The sequence below is a fragment of the Streptomyces sp. NBC_01497 genome (assembly GCF_036250695.1).
Taxonomy (GTDB): domain Bacteria; phylum Actinomycetota; class Actinomycetes; order Streptomycetales; family Streptomycetaceae; genus Streptomyces.
This window is the reverse complement of the sequence record NZ_CP109427.1, coordinates 289170-306114: the sequence shown is the minus strand read 5'-3', so window position 1 is coordinate 306114 and position 16945 is coordinate 289170. Positions and strand designations below refer to the sequence as shown.

Annotated in this window: 15 protein-coding genes and 1 pseudogene; 7 read left to right on the top strand and 9 right to left on the bottom strand. The window is 68.9% G+C overall.

Translation table 11 applies throughout. The features are described 5' to 3' along the window. Nucleotides 1-210: 210 nt before the first annotated feature. Nucleotides 211-1089, bottom strand: a complete 879-nt coding sequence (locus OG310_RS01445) for a SigB/SigF/SigG family RNA polymerase sigma factor (RefSeq protein ID WP_443078523.1) — start codon at nt 1087-1089, stop codon at nt 211-213. A gap of 478 nt (nt 1090-1567) precedes the next feature. On the opposite strand from OG310_RS01445, the gene OG310_RS38450 reads away from it, so the two are divergent. The 3 genes from OG310_RS38450 (at nt 1568) to OG310_RS01435 (ending at nt 4261) form a co-directional block, all read left to right on the top strand. Beyond that, the gene (locus tag OG310_RS38450) at nt 1568-3088 is read left to right on the top strand and encodes a protein kinase domain-containing protein (protein WP_443078522.1); all 1521 of its coding nucleotides are present in this window, start codon (nt 1568-1570) and stop codon (nt 3086-3088) included. 393 nt (nt 3089-3481) lie between these two features. Further along, nucleotides 3482-3667 carry a hypothetical protein gene (locus tag OG310_RS01440; RefSeq protein WP_329454021.1) on the top strand — a complete coding sequence of 62 codons (186 nt, stop codon included), beginning with the start codon at nt 3482-3484 and terminating at the stop codon, nt 3665-3667. A 42-nt stretch (nt 3668-3709) separates the two neighbouring features. Continuing rightward, nucleotides 3710-4261 (top strand): YciI family protein, encoded by a 552-nt coding sequence (locus OG310_RS01435; RefSeq protein WP_329454020.1) that lies wholly within the window; start codon nt 3710-3712, stop codon nt 4259-4261. Nucleotides 4262-4944: 683 nt separating this feature from the next. Here the strand turns inward: OG310_RS01435 and OG310_RS01430 are convergent. Together OG310_RS01430 and OG310_RS01425 are read right to left on the bottom strand one after the other, a co-directional pair. Next, nucleotides 4945-5790: an SAM-dependent methyltransferase gene (locus OG310_RS01430; RefSeq protein WP_329454019.1), complete on the bottom strand. Its 846-nt coding sequence runs from the start codon at nt 5788-5790 to the stop codon at nt 4945-4947. Nucleotides 5791-6621: 831 nt separating this feature from the next. Beyond that, nucleotides 6622-7107: a MarR family winged helix-turn-helix transcriptional regulator gene (locus OG310_RS01425; RefSeq protein WP_329454018.1), complete on the bottom strand. Its 486-nt coding sequence runs from the start codon at nt 7105-7107 to the stop codon at nt 6622-6624. A 318-nt stretch (nt 7108-7425) separates the two neighbouring features. Here OG310_RS01425 and OG310_RS01420 point away from each other — a divergent pair, with 318 nt between their 5' ends. Next, on the top strand, nt 7426-9582 hold the full coding sequence (locus OG310_RS01420; protein ID WP_329459986.1) for a SpoIIE family protein phosphatase: 2157 nt from the start codon (nt 7426-7428) through the stop codon (nt 9580-9582). Nucleotides 9583-9835: 253 nt separating this feature from the next. Then, nucleotides 9836-10095: pseudogene (locus tag OG310_RS01415) on the top strand (transposase); the annotation flags it as partial. Between the two features lie 302 nt (nt 10096-10397). On the opposite strand, the gene OG310_RS01410 reads toward OG310_RS01415, so the two are convergent. Beyond that, nucleotides 10398-11129 (bottom strand): alpha/beta hydrolase, encoded by a 732-nt coding sequence (locus tag OG310_RS01410; protein ID WP_329454017.1) that lies wholly within the window; start codon nt 11127-11129, stop codon nt 10398-10400. A gap of 158 nt (nt 11130-11287) precedes the next feature. Between OG310_RS01410 and OG310_RS01405 the strand changes: the two genes are divergently transcribed. Then, complete coding sequence (locus OG310_RS01405) at nt 11288-11683, top strand: winged helix-turn-helix transcriptional regulator (protein ID WP_329454016.1); 396 nt, start codon at nt 11288-11290, stop codon at nt 11681-11683. A gap of 400 nt (nt 11684-12083) precedes the next feature. Next, entirely contained in the window at nt 12084-12566 is a 483-nt protein-coding gene (locus OG310_RS01400; RefSeq protein ID WP_329454015.1) for a DUF6314 family protein, read from the top strand. Nucleotides 12567-12898: 332 nt separating this feature from the next. On the opposite strand, the gene OG310_RS01395 is transcribed toward OG310_RS01400, so the two are convergent. The 5 genes from OG310_RS01395 to rpmF form a co-directional block, all read right to left on the bottom strand. After that, nucleotides 12899-13300 (bottom strand): GNAT family N-acetyltransferase, encoded by a 402-nt coding sequence (locus tag OG310_RS01395; protein WP_443078521.1) that lies wholly within the window; start codon nt 13298-13300, stop codon nt 12899-12901. A gap of 268 nt (nt 13301-13568) precedes the next feature. Beyond that, nucleotides 13569-14570: an aldo/keto reductase family protein gene (locus tag OG310_RS01385; protein WP_329454014.1), complete on the bottom strand. Its 1002-nt coding sequence runs from the start codon at nt 14568-14570 to the stop codon at nt 13569-13571. Between the two features lie 839 nt (nt 14571-15409). Next, entirely contained in the window at nt 15410-15982 is a 573-nt protein-coding gene (locus OG310_RS01380) for a GNAT family N-acetyltransferase (protein WP_329454013.1), read from the bottom strand. 577 nt (nt 15983-16559) lie between these two features. After that, a complete protein-coding gene (locus OG310_RS38445) occupies nt 16560-16763 on the bottom strand; it encodes a GTP-binding protein (protein ID WP_443078520.1) in 204 nt (67 codons plus the stop codon). Between the two features lie 6 nt (nt 16764-16769). Beyond that, complete coding sequence (gene rpmF, locus OG310_RS01370) at nt 16770-16940, bottom strand: 50S ribosomal protein L32 (RefSeq protein WP_329454012.1); 171 nt, start codon at nt 16938-16940, stop codon at nt 16770-16772. Nucleotides 16941-16945: the final 5 nt, after the last annotated feature.

Here is a 16945-nt window from a genome sequence, read left to right as displayed (position 1 = left end):
GGTGCATGCGGGCTGTGCCGGAAAGGGCGTCAGATATCTTCCCGACGGAGCAGAACGTATTTTCCGGCTCAGCCTCTCTCCGTACGAGCGCGCGTGTTTCGTTGCCTGTAGGGTTCTCCGCTTGCGGCGCACACAGAAGCGGAGGCCGGCGTGCGGCCTCCGCTGTGAACAAACCTTGAGGCGAAGGGAATTGCCCCGTCGCGGTGTGGGTCAGTTTTCGGTGAGCAGGCCGGCGCGTAGCGTACTGACCGCGCGAGCAAGGAGCCGCGAGACGTGCATCTGCGAGACACCGAGCGCCTCGCCGATCTCCGACTGGGTCATCTCCTGGCCGAAGCGCATCTGCAGGATCCGCCGGTCGCGCTCGCTCAGGTCGGCGACGAGCGGTGCGAGCGAGGTGAGGTCTTCCACAAGCTCCATGCCGGGGTCGACGGAACCAGTGAAGTCATTGAGGGTCGAGCCCGTCCCGCGCCCGCCGTCCCCGGCGTCGACGGACATGTCGAGGGAGTCGGTGCTGTATCCGTTCGCGGCGATGATCCCGTCGAGGATCTCCCTCTCGGGCCGGTTCAGGTAAGCAGCCAGTTCGGCGACGGTCGGGTCCCGGTCCAGACGTGCGTGGAGGGCGTCGCGGGCCTTGGCCAGTTCGACGCGCAGTTCCTGCAGACGGCGGGGGACATGGACGTCCCAGCTGGTGTCACGGAAGAACCGCTTGATCTCCCCGACGATGTAGGGGATCGCGAAGGTGGCGAACTCGTTCTCGCGGGAGAGGTCGAAGCGGTCGATGGCCTTGATCAGGCCGATCATGCCGACCTGGATCACGTCCTCCATCTGGTCCCTGCGGTGGAAGCGACGCGCCGCGAAGTGGACCAGGGACATGTTCATCTCGACGAGGGTGTTGCGCGTGTACGCGTACTCACGCGTCCCCTCCTCCACGCTCTGCAACCGGTCGAAGAACACCTTCGACAACGCCCGTGCGTCCTTGGGTGCCACCGCCTGCGGATCATCGACCCACGGCAATTCACTCACCCGCTGTTCCGCCGGTGCCGGGGCAGATATGGCGGGGGAACTGGTGAATACGGGGCCAGCAGACATACGGTGAACCTCCAAGCGCCGAACGTCGGTAGTACCCCGGTTGCCCCCGAACGGACTGACCAACCCCGCCTGTCGAACGCTTTTCCTATCGACGGAGTACGCAGGAACGCCGCTGCGTGCCTCGTCCCCACGCTCGCCCTTATGTGGCACCGGATCATCGAAGCGGGTCCCCCTCGCTACGGCCTGGGCGGGTGTGGAAGATGTCGAGCATCGCGTGGCTGGCCGGGCCCCTGCACGCGACCGGCATGCCGGATCCGCGACCCAGCGCACTCGTACTACGACGCGCACATGGACCTGCTCTCGCCGCACTCACGTGTCGCAAGGGCACGAAGTGAAGGGGTGGTCGGGCTGTCGCTGGGCGGATTGGTCTGACGCCCGCTTGCGTTGGCAGCCGGACCTCGTCGCACTCGACGAGGATTCGCCTCAGGTGTGCGCAAGGAAAGCGAATGACCTCACATGAGGCGGGCACTCGGAGCTCATGGTGGACCTCTCCCGGCGCTTGCCGGAGCACGGGCTCTCGCAGCCCTCGCGACAGCACGTTGCGAGGTCGACGCCTTCTTGGCGGGGCGGCGAATCCCTCCAGCGCGAATCCTCAAGCCTCTCGCCGGAGTTGGTGGCGGGCCGCTACCGCTTGGTTGCCCGCGTCGGCCACGGTGGGATGGGTGAGGTGTGGGAGGGGGTCGACGAGTCGTTGGGGCGGCGGGTCGCGCTGAAGTTCCTCCTGCGTTGGCAGCCCGAGGGGGCGGCGACGCACCGGTTCATCCTGGAGGCCAGAACCTCGGCCCAGTTGAGCAGCCCGCATGTGGTGGCCGTTTACGACACCGGGGTGGAACGAGGGCGCCCGTACCTGGTCACCGAATTTCTCGACGGCCGCAATCTTGCCGAGGAGCTCGTAGCCGACGGGCCGTTCTCACCTGGGGAAACAGCTGAAGCGGGCCGTCAGGTGGCCGAAGGGCTGGCCGTGGCTCACGCCCGTGGGGTGATACATCGAGATGTGAAGCCCGCGAACCTACTGCGGGGGGCGGACGGCACGATCAAGATCGCGGACTTCGGCATCGCACGCTTTGCCGACGAGACAACCGCAGGCCTTACGGGGGCCGGTGAGGTCCTGGGAACGTGTGCCTATCTCTCGCCTGAACGGGCTCTCGGCCGAACCGTGGATCCACAGTCTGACATGTACGCGCTAGGTTGCGTCCTGTATGAACTCCTTGTCGGCAGGCCGCCTTTTCAGGCCGACAACGCGGCAGCGGTGATCTACCAGCATGTCGACGTCGCTCCCGACCCTCCGCACCGGCACCGGGGCGCCGGTGTTCCCACGGCCTTGGACGTATTCATCATGCGTCTGCTGTCCAAAAGCCCCGATGAGCGCCCCACGGCGAGGGAGGCTGCTGCATTCCTCGCCGACCCCCTCGCGCTGGCAGCGGTGGAGAGCGTCACCGCGTCGTCCATGCTCGGCGTGCCGAGGCCTCCCGCACCTGAAGAAGCTGTTCTCCGCGAGGCGGCCCAGGAGGAGCAGCCCGCCCATGGAGCCCATCGGCTCAGGCCGCTTCTCCTGGGTGGTGCGGCGCTGGTGGGAACGGCGATCCTCGGGCTCTCCGCCACGGCCTACGGGCCGGGAGCACCCGCGCCCTCGGCGGAGCCGCCCGCACACACGGCCCAGGCCCCGGCCCCCACCACAACCGCTGCCCCTCCCGCGGCGCTCCGATCCGCCCCCGCAGGCACTCCACGGGAGAGGCCCACGTCAGAGGGGGTGGCCGTATCCGGCTCGTCTGTGGCGAAACCCCACCCACCCGTCGGACGCGGCACGCATGCGAAGCCCTCACCCCCCTCACCCGACAGGCCGACGTCACTCCCTTCGACCTCGCCTGACCCCTCCGCGCCCCCGACCGACACCCCTTCATTGTCGGCGCCACCCTCATCGCTCGCGCCCCCTTCCTCCGCCCCAGGAAAGGGAGAGGGCAAAGGGGCGCCGCCTAAAGACGATAAAAAGGATAAGTAGCGTCATTTCCTGCTGCTGAGTCGCGGCCGAACGCGCGGGGTCGCGTCCCGCTGGGGAGAGTGCCGGGCAGACGGCCGTACACATCAACGCGCGTCGAGCCGTGTCGGGTGGGACCTATCCGATTTTCCCGATTCTCCAAGCGGTCGCCGCAAGGTGATCCGCCGACGGGGCACGGGCGGCGACGGTCGCGGTGCTCGGCAGGGTGTTCACTGCTCGCGGTGAACGTTCCGGCTTCACCGCCGGTCTGCGGGCCGCAGTCGCCCCCAGCCTGAAGCTGCTGCTGGACTGGCTCGCCGGCGAAACCGGTGGCCGAACACCGCGAACCACCTACTGATCAACAACCAGACCGCCAACACCACCTGCCGGGTCGGCAACCACGGGATCAGTGCTGCGATGCGAGGGCGGGACGCAACCCTGGAGGGACTCCGCGTCAACCGGCAGCTCGAAGAAGCCATGGCCAAAGGCCCCGACCCGCTCCATCTCGCGGACGTGTTCGGACTCGACGAGAAGACCGCAATGGGCTACGCGGACTCCGCACGAGTTCTGTTGGATCAGGCCGCCGAGCAGCCTTCGCAGTGAAACCCGCTCGACCTGGTTACCTCCTTGCAGAGATCTTTAGGCATGGAGTTTTTCTGCTACCACCGCGACCGGCCCGCCTCCCTGCCACTACGCGCCGAGTTGGGGGACGCGCATTGGTCATACATGGATCAGTACGCGGAGGAGATGATCGCCCGGGGCCCGACTCTCGCCGATGACGGCCTCACACCCACGGGAAGCGTGCACATCGTCGACCTGCCCGATCCTGCTGCTGCCCGCACATTCGCCTTCGACGAGCCGAACTACCAGGCCGGTGTTTACCGGGATGTGCTGCTACGACGGTGGCGCAACACGCTGGGCCGCACCATGTGGGACTTCCCCGACGGCCGGACCGGAGGCAACCGGTATCTGGTGATCGGCCTCGGCACTGGACAGGCCGCCGACCTCGCGGTGCCGCCCTACCGGAACGAGCTGATCGCCTATGGACCCCTGTTGTCCGACAGGGGCGCTACCTGGCTGGGCACCGCTGCGCTGATCCGAGCCCCTGACCCGGACACGGCACGCGTCATCCTGACCCCGGACCGATACGCCGGAATTGAGGTGCACAGCTGGCAGTTCGGCGGTCGCCCGTCCTAGCCGAGGTCATCTCCCGACGTCACCTCCCAAGCCCGCGAAACGCTCAGCATCCTCGTATTCCACCCGAACCCACCGATGCATCAGCCTGACGCACGCCGCGGGACCCGTCGATCCGCGCTGAAGAACTTTCAGTGCCCGTGAATTCGCGGGCCTCACCGGGTGTGGGTAGCTGAAGTACGGAAAAATGCTGGCGTGCTTGCTCTTGCTGGGGTTCCTCCACTCCAGAGAGCGCTTGGGTGCACGGGGCCGGCTGGCTCGGTGCTGTGGGGGCGGGACTGGGGATGAGTGCGGCGGTGCGGTCTCCCGCGGTCGGCCGGATCGAGGGAGACCGCTCGATCCGTGTGCGCGTCCCCTGGCCGACCGGGATCCTGCGGTCCGAGGCGACCGGGACGTGTCCACTTCGAGGGGCAGTACGGGCATGGGCGTGTTTGGTGGCCACCTTCAGCGTGCCGGCAGGCTGCTGCGGCACCTGTTTGTCCCCGCAACGGCCTGTACACGCGCACGTCCGTCGTATCGCGCCAGGAACACGGTGACCTCGACGACGTCGGTCGGTTCGGCCGGTCGGTACCAGAGTGTCCGTAGGTTCCCGAACCGCGGAGTCGCCGGGGCCTCGAACCCGTCGGCAAGCAGTGTCAAGGGCGATGCCGACACGTCCGGAGGTTTTGAGGTCGGTCGAGGACAGTTCAGGCGGCGGGGTTGGGGCGGACGGCAGTGACCAGCCAGGAGTGACCCTCGGCGGCGGGGCCCGGGACATAGGCGGGGTGCACCGTCCGATCGAACTCGGCCGCGATGTGGGCCAGTTCGTGTACGTCGGCCAGCCAGTCGTGGCTTTTGAGCCATGCGGCGGGATCGGCCGGACCGGATTGCCACAGCCCGGTGAGGCCTGGGTCGATCCGATCCGTGGCGGCGCGCAGGGTCGGTCCGATCTCGAAGTGGTCGAAGGCGAGGGTGCTGCCCGGCGCGCTGATCCGGGTCAACGTCGACAGGAGACGGTCGGCGGCCGGCGCGTCAAGGGAGTACAGCAAGCCCTCGACCAGCCAGGCCGTCGGACTGTTTTCGTCGAAGCCCCGCGCGTGCAGGGCAGCGGCCCAGTCCTCGCGCAGATCCACCGCGACCGGGTGCCGGGCGACCACGGTGGGGCCCGCATGCTCGTCCATCACGGCGTTCTTGAACCGGAGCACCGGGTCCTGGTCGATCTCGAACACCTCGGTGTCCGCCGGCCAGGTGAGGCGCCAGGGGCGGCTGTCCATCCCCGACGCCACCAGGACCACCTGTCGACACCCCTGGTCCGCTGCGGCGAGGAGGCCTTCGTCGAAGAACCGGGTGCGCACCACGGCCTGCGTCCGCATCACCGCCGCGAAGTCCGCACCCGCTTCCCACTGCGGACCCATCCCCGCGGCGCGGAGGAAGTGTGCGGCATAGGGGTCGGTGAACAGACCGTCGGGGGAGCGGTGTTCGGCCGCGCGCAGGGCGGCGACAGCGAACGCGGTACGCCCGATGGCGTCGATCCCGGAAACATCCCGATGCATGGGAACCACCTCGCGGATTCACAGGGCGAGGGACGAGCACGGCGTGGCCGGCCCGTTCCGCAACGCCAAACAACCGTTACGTTCGCGACGGTATCACTCAATACCTTTCATGGAAGTGCGTAGGCTCTCCGCGCGGTGAGCGCGATGGCCGGTGCCGAAATCGACCGTGGACGTCGCGGTCGTACCACCGCGCGGACGCAGGGGATGATCTTCAACCCGGTGGACGCGGAGGGCGTCGACGGGCGAAGCCCACCAGGGTCGAATGCAACACGCAGGTGGTCGCACGCAACGGCCCCTGCATGAAGGGAGATTCGTCCCACGAAAGGCATGTCCGTGTGGCCCATGAGGGCCTGCTGCGGGCGGACGCGGTCGTCGTGGTCGTGCCCCCCTGTTCGGCAATGTCGCCACCCACCTACAGAGGTTCTGTGTCGTCATGTCGACGCTTCGTGCCAGGGCTTGCTCGCGGACGAGGGCCACGGCGGTTTCATGTCGACCGGCTCGCACTGCGACGTCCGGGGGCGACCCCGTTGGCGCTGGGCGACTCCGCCTACCGCTTCGGTCAGGTGGCCGGCCCCGCCCGGGTGCGGCGTACGTGGTCGACGGCCGCGGAAGCTGTACGCCGCCGGGGTCATGGCCGGCGAGGACGGTTCCGACCTGTCGGCGGCGGAATTCCGAGCGTGACACCGGCCGCTGCCCGGACTCGGAGTCGGAGTAGGAGCCGGGGCCGGCGGGTGGTGACGCCGGTTGTGGCCCTGGGGGCCGGTCTCGCCGCGAGAGCGGCGCGAGATGCCGCACGCCCGTGCGGGCGGGGTGACCGTGATGACGGCGCGCTCACGCCTCGCTGACAGAGGGGTGGGTGAACCGGGTGAGCAGTTCCGTCAACTGCTCGGACTCACCTGGACGCAGGTCGGCCACCAGCCCCTCGGCCAGTGGCTTCGCCGCCAGGTGCGCGGCGTCGAAGAGGTCCAGCCCCAGGGAGGTGATCTCCACCTCCCGCACCCGCCGATTCCCGGGGACGGCCTTGCGCACGGCCAGCCCCTTGTGTTCCAGGTCGTCCACGACCCGCATGATTCCGGCCTTGTCCGAACCCGTCGCCTCGGCCAGGTCCCGTTGCGGGGTGGGACCGCGGTCGGCCAATACGATCAAGACGGCGAAGTGCCGCAACTCGATGCCGAGCGGCCGAAGGGCCCCCGCCATCACTGCGGCGGCGTGGCGGTGCGCCCGGCGCAGCAGCAGTCCGAGCGCGAACGGCGAAGTGTCACCTGGCCGGTCGGTCGCGCGCGGAGTGTGCGTCGGCTCCGGGGGGTCGGGGGTCATGGGGCGACTTTAGCAGCTTTAAGAGTCGATCGATACGGTATCGATTGAAATGAAACAGTCCGGGGTTGCAAGAGTCCCGCGACCGTCGATGTGACATCTGCGACGAGGGTCGCAGGGAGCGAGAACGCCTTCCGCGCTGACACCTCTGCTCAGTCCCAGTGCGAGCTCCCGGACGTCGCCAGAATCCGTCGCATTGACAGGACTCTGCGCCGCTCCGGCGCTCCCGGGCCGGATGTCGGGGCGGGCTGATCGACTCGGGAATATAAAATGGTGCAATACGGTGCAATTCGCGTGATCAGGTGGGGATGGCCGGTGAGCATGTCCGAGGACGACGACGGCGTCGCAGTACACGCGTACCTCGACCGGTTGCTTGATCGCACCGTGAAGGAAGCCGATGCCCATATCGGGGGCCTGTTCCTCCTGGTCGCGAGCCGACAGGTCCTGCAGATGACGACAGGGGTCGGCGCTCCCCGCAGGATGGCCCTGCCGTGGTTCCGGCAGGCGCTTGCGGCGCCGGCGCCGATGCCCGAGGCGGTCCGGTCGCAGAGCCCCGTGTGGGTCTCCGGCCAGCAGGAGCTGGCCGACCGGTTTCCCCGCGCCGCTCTGGCCTTCCCGTACTCCGTCGCGAGCTACAGCGTCCCGTTGATGGGCGCCGGAGTCTGCTGGGGTGCTGTGCTGCTGATGTGGCCGGGAAGCCGTCCCGAGGGGCTGTCCACCGGCCGGCGGGCACAGATCGGTGAGGCCGCTGATCGGATGGCCGAGGTGTTGCGCGACGCCGACGCCTGCGGCCGGCCGGTACGGCCGAGGGATGAGCCGTTCGTCAGGGAGCCGTCGCCGGTCCGGCAGCGGCACGCCGAACCCACTGCCGATCTCGTGGAGCGCCTCACCGAGGGCCTGATCGCGCTCGATCTGCACGGCCGCATCATCTTCCTCACCGACCGGGCGGCCCGGCTGCTGGGCCAGGACCGTGCCGAGCTGCTGGACGCCGAGCCGTGGGACGTGCTGCCCTGGCTGGACGACCCGGCCTACGAGAACGCCTTTGTCTCCGCACTCTTCAGCCGCCGGCCCACGGGTTTCGCTGCCCACCGGCCGGACGGCGCATGGCTGTCGTTCACCTTCTACGGAGATGACACCGGGGTCAGTGTGCGCGTCAAGCCTCTGCACGCACCCGGCAGCGGGCAGGAGCCCGCCGAGGACACCGGGCCCACCGTGCCCGCCCGCGCGGGCGCCTTCTTCCACCTCCTGCACCTGGCCTCGGCGCTCACCGAGGCGGCGGGGGTCAGCGAGGTGGCCGAATCGCTCATGGAGCAGATGCGGCCCGTCCTCGGCGCCGAGGGGCTGGCCGTCGTGGTCGCCGACGAGGGCAGGATTCGGGTGGTGGCCTCACGCGGGTTCCCCTCGGAGACGGAGAACTTTAACGCCCTGCCGATGGCGAGCCGGACCGAGGGCACACGGTCCATGGAGACCGGTGTCCCGCGCTTCCACTCGACCAACGCGGAACTGGTGCGCAGCTTCCCCCAGTACCGGCACTACCGGGAGATGGGTGCCTTCGCCTTCCTGCCGTTGACGGTCTCCGACGGCACCTTCGGCTGCCTTGTGCTGGGCTACGACAGGCCGCGCAACTTCACCCATGAGGAACGCGCGGAACTCACCTCGCTGGCCGGGATGATCGCTCAGGCACTGGAGCGCGCCCGGCTCTACGATGCCAACGCGCAGGTGGCACGGGGCCTCCAGGACGGACTGCTGCCGCGCCACCTGCCGCAGGTGCCCGGCCTTGAGGTCGCCGCACGCTACCTCCCGGCTACGCACGCCCTGGAGGTGGGTGGCGACTTCTACGACCTGATCGACTTCGGTTCCCACTCGGCGGCCGCCGTGATCGGCGACGTCCAGGGCCACAGCGTCCAGGCCGCAGCCCTGATGGGGCAGATCCGCACTGCCGTGCACAGTTACGCCAAGACGGGCGCGCCGCCCGAAGAGATCCTCGCCCGGACCAACCGACTGCTGCTGGAGCTGGACAGCCCCTTGTTCTGCAGCTGCCTCTACGCGCACCTCGACGTGTCAGCGCATCGCGTCCTGCTTGCCTCCGCCGGCCACCCGCCGCCGATCCTGTGCCACGGCGATCACCGCACGGAGGTACTGGATCTGCCGCCGGGGCTGCTCCTGGGCGTGGAGGAGGAAGCCCGCTTCCAGGCCGTCGAGGTGGCCCTGCCGCCGGGCGCGCTGCTGGCCTTTTACACCGACGGTCTCGTGGAACGGCCGGGCATCGATATCGGCACCTCCATCGACCTCTTGGCCGAGCAGCTCGCCGGGGTAGGGGACGAGTCGTTGGAGACGCTCGCCGACACGATCGTCACACGCGCCCGGGAGAGCGTCGTCCCGCAGAGCAGTGACGACATCGCGCTCCTGCTGCTGAGATACGGCGGGGCGAGCGGGGGTTCGCCGACCGCTGCGGGGACCCGCCGGGCGGGTCACTGATCGGCCAGGGCGGACGGCGAGGGTACCCGTCGGAGGGCTGGAAACGGTCGGGCGCCGCATCGGCGGACGTGGCCGAGCAGCGCCTGTACGCGTCGGTGGCCCGTGCCACGCGCCGGCCCGATCCCGCGCCGGCGCCTGCCGGACGGCTGGTGGTTGCCAGAGTTGGGCAAGCGGGTCTCGGGCCCGTGCGCGGTCGTGATCAGTATGCGTATGTCGCTGCCCTGGTGAGGCTGGTCGCAGTGGAGCGCGGGGTGTGACATGGCGGCAGTTCACCGATGACCAGGGGAAGCACATTGGGCCGTACCTGCCGATCGGCGAGTACGGGCCCTACCCGGTCCGGCCGCGCGGCCAGTTCGAGGGAGTGATCCGGCGCTTCCGGTCCGGTGGCCAGTGGCGGGAGATGCCCGAGGAGTTCGGCCTCTGACTGACTGACTGACTGTCTACGGGCGCTTCCGTGTGCGGCGCGATGCGCGTGTCCTCACCGCGCTACTGGAGGGGGTGATTTGTCCAGGCCGCCCGGCAGAGGGACGTGGACGGACCGCAACACCGGCAACGCCTGATCAACAGGCTGAAAGCTTGGCGCGGCATCGCCACTTGATACGACAAGACCCCCGCACGTCACGACACCGGCCTCCATCCACGACCCTCGACGATCTGGATCAACGGCCACCTGCCTCTGCCGAAGGCAAAGTGATCACGACCTCACAACGGCCGTGTGGCGCTTCTTTCGCGAAGCGGGCGGCTGCGTGGGCCGGGTTCGCTGTCCGACGATGGCGGGTCTTCTCCGGCTCGCTGCCACAGTCACGGTGCGGACGCTACTGAAGGGTGGATTCAAGCAGCAGTTCGCTCAGGTCCGACGGCATGGTGATCATGCAGTCGTGTCCGGTCGGCAGTTCCCGTATCCGTGCCGGGGAGCCGTTGGGCTGTGTCGCGGGGACGGGCCGCCGCACGACGCCTTCCGGCTCTGCGCCGACACAGTGGATGTGCGTGCGCGGAACCGAGTCCAAGGCAGGGTTGTCCAGCCGGACCGGTTGCCTCAGGCAGCGCACTGGCTGGTCGGAGAGCGTCGCACGCAGCCATGCTATGTCCGCCGGGTCGGTGACCCCGAACAGACCGAGGGGCGGAGGCATCTCGGGCAGCGGCGGGATGCGCCAGCCGTTGTCGGATGTGGCGGCCAGGTCGATCAGGTTCTGGGTCATGGGCTGTACGTCGACTGCGGTCTCGCCGTGCTCCGGGACCATCGCGTCCAGGTACACGAGATGCGCGATCCGGTCCGGTACCTCGTTGGCCACGGACGAGACGACCAGCCCCGCGTAGCTGTGACCCACGAGCACCACGTCGGTCAGGTCCTCCTCCCGGAGCAGCTTCACGACGTCCTCGACGTGCGTGTCGAGCCCCACCTCGGGGCCGAGCAGGTGCGCCTTGTCGCCGTATCCGGTCAGCGAGGGCGCGAACACCCGGTGTCCGGCCGACTCCAGCAGCGGGACCAACCGCTCCCAGCACCGGCCGCTGTGCCAGGCACCGTGTACCAGCAGAAACGTTGACATGAGGGGGATCTTCTTCCTCTTCGGGGCGTGGAGGCACGAAGACGGTTACAGTTCCTGTTTGTGCCTCGGTACTCTTCGGGAACCGAAATCATCGTGCTGCACCTGCCGCACCCGATCAATAAGGCACATTTAGGTGCCACGGTTCTCTGGAGGTAACCATGAGCGGCACAGCGGGCGGCGAGTCGCTGCCGGCACGCCCGGAGGACCCGTGCCAGGCCCGTGAAGTGCTCGGCATCGTCGGCGACAAGTGGTCGCTGCTGATCGTGCGTAACCTCAGCCAGGGGCCACGCCGCTTCACCGAGCTCAAGCGGGCCGTCGACGGGATCAGCCAGCGCATGCTCACCGTCACCCTGCGCGGCCTGGAACGCGATGGGATCCTCACAAGGACCGTCCGCAACGTCATGCCACCGCACGTCAGTTACGAACTCACTCCGATGGGTAGGACCCTCCGCGAGGCCACCGCACCCCTGTTGGAGTGGAGCATCACGCACCTGACGCACATCGACGCCGCCCGCGCCGTGTACGACGCTCGCCCCGACACCCCACCCGCCTGACCCCCGCCCCGGCTGAACTCGCCGATCGGCAGGTACGGCTCGATGAGTTTCCCCTGGCCATCGGTGAACCGTCGCCATGTCACACCCTGCGTCTACCGCGACCAGCCTCACCAGGGCAGCGAGATACGGATACTGATCACGACCGCACACGGGCCAGGAGCGGGAGCTACCGCGTACGCCGCCGACGCAGACGACGGGGATCGCGATGGCGCGGGCCATGGAGCGGGTGGAGGAGATCTCCGCGGTTCGCGCTGGAGCGGGTGAACCGCGCCGACGTCCAGGCCGGGCTTTCCGGCCGGGCCGCCGGCCTGCGCCTCTGTCCCGGGCCCGAGTTCCGGGGCGGGTCGATACGGGGCCTAGCATCGTTGAGAGACGAACGGCGAGATGGAGGTGTGGGGCGGTGGCACGACAGGACATGACGGCGGTCGAGGGCGCCCTCCCCCCTGGCGGGCTTCACCACGTGGCGGACACCCTCGGCTATCTCGCCGGACGATGGCGGGTTGAGCGCATCGTGTACGACCTGTCGCGGGACCGGCAGGGCACGTTCAGCGGTACGGCCGACTTCGCGTGCGAGGAGCCCGGCGCAGGACTCCGGCACGTCGAGCGGGGCGAGTTCATCTGGGGAGGCGTGGCCCGGCCCGCCTCCCGTGGGCATCTCTTCGAGCCGGCCGGTGAGGGGGCGGCCTTCGTGCGGTTCGCCGACGGCCGTCCGTTCCACCCGTTGGACCTGCGCGAGGGCCACTGCGTTGCCGACCATCCGTGTGCCGAGGACGTCTATCAGGGCGAGTTCAGTGTGCTCGCCGCGAATCGCTGGCGGGTGGTGTGGACGGTACGCGGCCCGGCCAAGGATCTGCGGCTGGTGACCTTGCACCACCGGATCTGAGACCGCCGGAGCAGCCGGTGCCGCCGATCTTCCGGGACCCGCGCAGGTGGTCCATCACGCGCTGATATCGGACACCCCTTGACGAGGAGGGCTCAGGCGTAGCCGTGTAGCGGGCGTCCGCACTGTGAGCCGGGTGGCCCCCTTCGGTCCGGCCGGATGCCGACCCGGGTTCCCTCCGCACTGCCGGTTGGGTGTTCAGTGCCGGGTATGGCCCTGTTGTGTGCGGGAGCCGGAGCTGTTGGTCAAGGGTCTGGGGTGGTGGTTGTTTGTCCGCCGGTATGGGTCCAGATGATGCAGTCGTGCCAAGGGTCCTGCTCGGCGGCGCCGGACGATCAGTCGCGGCAGTGCCGGGGGAGGCGTTGTTCGAAGTGGTAGCCGACCTGCTGGGCCAGGCGGAGCGAGGGCTCGTTGAGCGGATCGATCTCCAGCCAGATCCGGGGAACGTCGAGGGCGCGGTGTGCCCATGAGGTGATCGCGGGCACGGCCCGCGAGGCGATGCCGCGGCGCCGTTCTTCCGGCCGGATCCAGTACGCCGGCTCGATGCTTCCGGGACTGTCCGGGATGAGGCCGACGGCGCCCAGAAGGCGCTGTTCGCGCAGAATCCCGATCGAGAACTGTCCGTGCGCTGCCGGTGCGCCGGTTCTGCTCCAACGCCTGCGGGAGCCGGACGACGGTCGCGGCTCACCGGGCCCGGGCGGCGAAAAATCCCCAGTGAAGATCTTGCCGCCGCGCACCTGAGCCCATCGGGTCGCCCCAAACGAGCCGGCGGCATGGGGAAGGGGCGGCGGGGGCAGACGGGGCCGTGTGGCGTGTGCCCCACCACCGTCCCGGGCCCGGCATGACGCGGGCCGGCACGCCGGGCCCCGGGACATTCACGCGCGTGGCGCGGCCCCGGGGCGCGGAACGCTGCACATCCGCTCGTGTCCGGCGACGTGGACCCGCCGGCCGCGGAACGGCCGACGCGGACCTGCCGGCCGCGGAACGGTGTGAGCGGAATGCTCGTCAGCGGGTGGTGGGCGTCTGCTCGCGCGTCAGAGCGGGGTCGGTCACGGCGACGGGGCCCGTGATGGCCTCGATCTTCTCCATGAGGCCGGCGTCCAGCCTGACGCCTGCGGCCTTCACGTTCTCCGTGACCTGTTCAGGCCGGGAGGCACCGACGATCGCGGAGGAGACGTTCGGGTTCTGCAGGACCCAGGCCACGGCGAGCTGCGCGAGCGACAGCCCGGCCTCGTCCGCGAGTGGACGCAGTTGCCGCACCCGCTCCAGCACCTCGTCCCGCATGAAGCGCTTGATGGTGTTGGCGCCGCCCTTTTCGTCGGTGGCACGCGACCCGGTCGGCGGCTGCTTGCCCGGCTCGTACTTGCCGGTCAGTACGCCCTGCGCGATCGGTGACCAGACGATCTGGCCGAGACCGAGCTCCTCGCAGGTCGGCACGACCTCGCCCTCGATGACGCGCCACAGGATGGAGTACTGCGGCTGGCTGGAGACGAGCGGGATGTGCATTTCCCGGGCGAGGGAATGCGCCCGGCGGATCTGGTCGGCGGTCCACTCCGAGACGCCGATGTAGTGGGCCTTGCCGGAGTGGACGACGTCGGCGAAGGCCGCCATGGTCTCCTCCAGCGGTGTGAACACGTCGAAGCGGTGGGCCTGGTACAGGTCCACGTAGTCCGTCTGCAGCCGCCGCAGGGAGTTGTGAATCGACTCCATGATGTGCTTGCGGGACAGCCCGCGGTCGTTCTGGCCGGGGCCTGTGGGTGCGAAGACCTTCGTGAAGACCTCCAGGCCTTCACGGCGCTCGCCTTTCAGCGCCCTGCCGAGCACCGATTCGGCCTGCGTCTTCGCGTACACGTCCGCGGTGTCGAAGGTGGTGATGCCCGAGTCCAGGGCGGTGCGGACGCATGCGAGCGCCGCGTCCTCCTCGACCTGCGAGCCGTGGGTGAGCCAGTTGCCGTAGGAGATTTCGCTGATGCGCATGCCGCTGCGCCCGAGGTGACGGTATTCCATGATGATCACCCTAAATCCGCCAGGCTCACCGCAGAAGACTGCGTCGCGGGCCACCGCCCCCTATGTGGATCATCGGCCAGATGATGGACCCTTTGATCCTCAATTGTGCAGTCGGCAGAGGACTTCACCCCTCATCCGGGTTCGCGTGCGTGCCCTCTTCCGTTGTCGGAGGACCGCTTATGGGACTCCGGCGTTTGAGATCAAGATTGCAGAGACGGTGGCCCCGGCCGCCGTTCACCGGTGAGCGAGCCCCAGGAGGAACCGTGTCTGCCGGCCGAACGGCGATGCCGCGTTGGTCGACGAGGAGGGCTCGCGGTCCCTGTCCGTCGCGAGCGGGGCCAGGAAGGACACGATCTCCTCTCCGGCAGGCTGCTGGAAGGCGTAGTCGGTTGTCTGGGTAGCTCCCCATCTCGGGTTGCCGGCCCCGCGCTCTTGAAGGCCGGTGCCAGGGAGCGACAGCCGAACGTGAAGCAGGGGAGTGCGTCGGGCAGGGCGGGAACGCGCTGCGACAGTGGGGCGACGGCGCGCAGCGGTGCGGCGCGTCGGAGCAACGGGGACGGGCTGCGCGCCGGGGGTCGCGCAGGCCTACGGGTCGTCGGTGCGCGGGCCACCGGACTTCCAGGGGGACAGCCCCAAGCTGAGATGCCTGGTCGAGCTCGAAGTCCTCACCGAGGTCGACGTCGGCGGCTTCACCAGGAGTAAGTGGCCGACCGAGCACGGCGAGCCGCAACCGGCCCGGTCTGTTCGGAGAGTATGTGGGCGGGCGGCGGGCGGCTCTTGAGCGTGGCGGACCTTCATCGGCGGCCGCGGGGTCGATACCAGGTGCGGGGAGATGGGACTCAGCGGGCGGGAGCCCGCTCGGACGACGGCCGCCACTCCCGCCTGATCAGCCCGTAGACCCACGAATCAGAGACCTCGCCGTTGACGACGCAGTCTTCCCGCAACGTCCCTTCACGCAGGAAGCCGAGCTTCTCCAGCACGCGGGCGGATGCCAGGTTGCGCGTATCGGTCTCAGCTTGGACGCGATTGAGGTCCAGCGTGTCGAATGCCCACCGCAGCACAGCGCGCGCGGCCTCGGTCGCGTAGCCGTGGCCCCACGCCGCATCGTCGAAGCAGTAGCCCAGCGACGCGCTGCGGTAGTCCGGATTCCACCTTTTCAGGCTGCACCAGCCGATGAACGCCCCGTCGCAGACACGATCGACGGCCAGCCGCGCCCCGCTGCCCTCCCGAGCCATCTGCCCGCAAGCCGTGATGAACTGCTCGGCGCGCACGGGTTCGCTCCACGGTGGCGCGTCCCAGTAGCGCAGCACGCAGGCGCTGCTGTGCAGCGCGAAGAGGTCGTTGGCATCCGCGTCTTCGAAGGCACGCAGTCGAAGGCGAGCGGTGTGCAACGAGGGGGTGGGCAGCGACATGCTCATGTTCCATCCCGTCATCGGTGGCCGATTGATCAGACATCCGATGCCGGTCACTCGCAATGGGTTTTCTCGGCGGGCCGGCAGAACGACGTGAGTGGGCCGGTGCTGGGATCGCCGGGCGGTCACGGTCGCGGCTCGGTGAAACAGTCCCGGCTCGGTCTCATCGAAGATCCCGCGCCCGGTCAGGCGCTTCGGTCTGACACGGACGTTGTCGATACATTCGACCGTCACACGATCAAGCGAGCATCTCCGCGGCCTTGGGAGTCCAGACCACCCGGCGCTACGCCCACCCCACCCGCAACCGGACGCGGACAAGGCCGTCCTCGGCGCCTGGGAGCGAAGACAAGCCCAGCTCACGATCGCGGCCAAGCGTTCCTTCGCCCCTGTCCCGTGAGGACAGGGGCGAAGGTGATTCTGAGCGAGGTCGGAACCGGATGGCGAGTGCGCGATTCCGTTCGGTCGCATGGCCTGGGGCCCAGCGGCCGTCGGCGTCGAACGGCCGGGGGTTGGCGTAGGCATCGACTTGGCGAGTCGCGAAGGGCCTCCCGCCTGACTGGGGGATCCGGTGGCGTTGTCAGCTGGTGGGCGCGGCGGGTCGACCCGTACGGCATACGCCTCGGCCACTTCCGCCCTGCGGCGATGTTGATGTCGCCGTGCCGTTGACCAGGACTGTGACCCGAAGTTCCTCGCGGTTGAACAGCAGGTGGTTGAGCGAGGTGGCCTTGCCCGCTTCCAGGAAGCCGGTCAGGACGCTCACCGGCACGCGGTCGTGCGGCACGAGGTGTCAGTCCTGCGGACGGAGGAGGCCGCGCTCGTACGCTTTCCTCAGGTGCTGGGGCACCAGATGGGTGCTGCCGTTGATGGTGAGGGGGATGAGCGCCGGGGTGCGCGCCCGCCACTGGGCGCGGCGGTGGCGGGTGTTGCTGCGGGACATCTTGTGTTTGGGGACAGCCATGACGG